Origin of the sequence: Brevibacillus migulae, assembly GCF_004521915.1 — a bacterium.
GTDB classification, from domain to species: domain Bacteria; phylum Bacillota; class Bacilli; order Brevibacillales; family Brevibacillaceae; genus Brevibacillus_F; species Brevibacillus_F migulae.
This window is the reverse complement of the sequence record NZ_SDKD01000052.1, coordinates 1-3056: the sequence shown is the minus strand read 5'-3', so window position 1 is coordinate 3056 and position 3056 is coordinate 1. Positions and strand designations below refer to the sequence as shown.

Genomic DNA, 3056 nt, shown 5'->3' with positions numbered 1-3056 from the left:
GGAAACATTTGCTAGACTTTAAGAAATGAGAAAAACCACCCATAGGTTTGGCGACCAGGTGGCTCTCATTGACTTTACCCAGGCGTGAGCCTACCCCCAAGGGATAAGTACGCCCTTTTCAATTCAATTGTTACGTTAATCGTAACACGGGGTAGGCTCTCCTGCAAGAGAAAGGGAGAGACAAACCATGACAAACGAACAAACTCATTTCCAAACATTCTGGGGAGAAGCCATTCTCGATACAGGATGGACAGCTATCCCTAACCTACTCAGCCGCAATCTAAAAAAGCTTGGGATTACCCATGCTGAATTCGTTCTGATCTGCAACATCCTATCCCATAAACACGATGTTCACGATCCTTTTCCAAGCCAAGAGACGTTAGCGAAATACCAGGATGTTACTACAAGACAGATTCGGAAACTGATTAATTCACTCAGATTTAAAGGTTTCATTCGGACAGGGCGTAGACGCAATAAAATAACGGGTGAATACATAGCTGGAACCGCATTTTCTTTTAAACCGCTCCTCGATAAACTATCGGCTATTGCAGGTCAGATTATAAGGGAACGGGATTTTGATGTAGAAATTGAATGGGACGATGAAGTTACACCAGAGGAACAAGAAGTTCCTGAGGCAGAGGAACCTGAAGTTCCTATGGCACAGGAACCTGAAGTTCCTACTAAAAGAAAAGAGAAAATAAAATCTAAAAGAACGATAGATAGAGAGGGAAAAGCTGTCGCTTCCCCTTCTTTAGCAATCGCTCATCTGGAAACTCAGTATCAGTTACTAAAAAAACTGGCTGACAAAGTGTTTAGTGAAAGAATAGCGATGCTACACATTGATGTTGATAGTATATGGGATCATTGGCAAAAACGGTTTCCACAGTACGACCTTACTCACATTTATGCGATCATGCAGGCGACACAAGAAAAATCCAATCCACTGCGAGACGATTTGAGTGCAATCATTATCAGCAGGCTGCCGCATGCTGCAAAGACACTAATCCCAATGAAAGCAAGAGCTATAGACATAATTGCTCAATTAAAACGCGACAATAGCGAAAAGACCGCATAGAAGACGATTCTAGCGGGACGAACTATACATCCTTACTTCTCGTCGGGCTGGAAGCGAAAAACGCGAAATAGACCGCTTCCAGGCGGTCTAGCGACGTACCAAGGAGAGGTCTATTTCCAAAATGCCCACCAAGATTTTCGACGGTGACGTTCAGCTCTGCTTTCAGTGATAACAGTCTCCACCTGCTGAGTGATGGAGTCCAATTTGTCATGGGTACTTGCTACTTCACTTCTAACAAGTTCTAACTCGTGTTGAAGGCGCTCGTTTTGGGTAAGCAGCTCCTGATATTCTCTGTCACGTTGTTCGTTATACCTGATAAGTTGATCTAGTTTGATTCCCCATTCGTCAAAACGGTGTGTCAAGCGATGTGACGGGGAAAGTTGCTGTGTATCAGCATGCGTTATGCTCGTAACGGTGTGGTCCGAAATCATTGATAAAACTGCAATGGCAGCCTCTTCAAGGGTTACACTCTTGTTCTGAGATAGTTCCATGAATTTACGAAGCGCTATAACGTCACGGTCTAGGTATGCACGCCTGTTATTCTCGCCACGCAGGAATGTATATCCCTTTTCTTCGAGTATCAAGCAATATTTTCGTAAAGTGGATTCTGATATATCAAGCAAATCGGCCACTTCCCTTGGCCAATAAGCCTTCTTTTGCTCGAGTATGTCGTCTGACATAACGCTTCACCTCGATGTTGTAGGTTCGTGATTCAAATATAAAAATCCTTTAAAACGGGAGGTTTAGCATGTATTTCAAAGAAGCTTATGAAAAGAAACTCAAGGGACTAGATATATTGAGTCTAGTTGCTTTGTACAAGGGTTTTCAGTTAATGAAGAAAGAGTCAATTAACGAAGGAACACAAACACAATTTAAAAACCCTCTGATTGGTTTATTGGGTATGAGTACATTGCAAGTTTCGATAAAAGAGGCAATGGAGATAATTGCAGAAATTATTGGAGAGAAAAGTAAAGATATTTTGGACGAACTCCAAAAAAATGAGGAATAAAAGAACGTCTGGAATGAGGTTTCTTCTTATCTTGATACTTAAGAAGAAACCTCAAAGGGTTAAATGGTATTTTCAATGGTGGAAAAATGATCGTTTATGGCAAGCGGTCACACTATGAGCGCTTGGGGGCTGGGGTGGAACCCCAGTGCAGAGGGCTTTGCCCTCGGTGCCCATTTCACCAGCAGCGCAGTCAGTCCGGCCTAATCGACGCGGCCTGATAGTTGGATGAGCAAAAAAGCTTGTTCGCGACCTAGATGCAAATAGGGATTCTTGGATTTTGCGATACTATGTGTATCGGATAGCTGTATTGTCATTTTCCAAGTTGACCCTTAAAATTGAGATAATTCAATAGGACGGGCTCACTCAAGGGTGGTCGGCTCACTCTCTCACGTCTTACAGCGAGGGGGTGATGCTGATGGAGGTCTATCAGGCGCTGACGCTCATGTTTATGTTTGGCATGTTCATCCTCGCTTTGCTGACTTACCTCAAAAAGAAATAGACCGCCCTTGCTTGGAGGCCAGGCGGTCATTTCGCTGTAAACACTATTGAGCCGATCCCTTTGAGGGAACGTCTATTGAATCAACCGTAGGTGCGGGAACACCTACGGTTTTTATTTTTTCCGTATTAATCATAAAAGATAACTCTGTATGCGATATGCGATAGCGTATACAAATGTATACGCTTTGTAACGTTACTATACCACGTTTAACGTTTAACGTTCAATCTTTGATTAATGTGGCACTAATCAAAAACTCTTAGGTAGACGTGGGATTTGTGTGAAATGATGGTCAATCTTCCTAAATGAAAAACGTCGAGAAACAGAGCTAGAGTGAGATCGTCATTTTCGCACTCATAGCCCCAAAAGTCCACGATGGGAGGACATTTTGTACCAGCCCCCAAAACGCTAATCGCTCATAACAGCGAAAAACGCCCGAATATGGGGATTCGGACGTTAGATGACATAATGTAGAT

4 protein-coding genes are annotated in these 3056 nt (G+C 43.0%); 3 read left to right on the top strand and 1 reads right to left on the bottom strand.

Annotation, left to right across the window (positions count from 1 at the left end; translation table 11 throughout):
• The first annotated feature begins 187 nt into the window (after positions 1-187).
• Positions 188-1075, top strand: coding sequence for a helix-turn-helix domain-containing protein (locus EIZ37_RS25415; RefSeq protein WP_134687559.1), 888 nt, complete (start codon positions 188-190; stop codon positions 1073-1075).
• A 110-nt stretch (positions 1076-1185) separates the two neighbouring features.
• Here the strand turns inward: EIZ37_RS25415 and EIZ37_RS25410 are convergent, their stop codons facing one another.
• Positions 1186-1755 carry a MerR family transcriptional regulator gene (locus EIZ37_RS25410; protein WP_134687558.1) on the bottom strand — a complete coding sequence of 190 codons (570 nt, stop codon included), beginning with the start codon at positions 1753-1755 and terminating at the stop codon, positions 1186-1188.
• A 68-nt stretch (positions 1756-1823) separates the two neighbouring features.
• Here EIZ37_RS25410 and EIZ37_RS25405 point away from each other — a divergent pair, with 68 nt between their 5' ends.
• Together EIZ37_RS25405 and EIZ37_RS26500 are read left to right on the top strand one after the other, a co-directional pair.
• Positions 1824-2084 carry a hypothetical protein gene (locus EIZ37_RS25405; protein ID WP_134687557.1) on the top strand — a complete coding sequence of 87 codons (261 nt, stop codon included), beginning with the start codon at positions 1824-1826 and terminating at the stop codon, positions 2082-2084.
• Between the two features lie 409 nt (positions 2085-2493).
• Positions 2494-2583, top strand: coding sequence for a putative holin-like toxin (locus EIZ37_RS26500; RefSeq protein WP_134687556.1), 90 nt, complete (start codon positions 2494-2496; stop codon positions 2581-2583).
• Positions 2584-3056 lie beyond the last annotated feature (473 nt).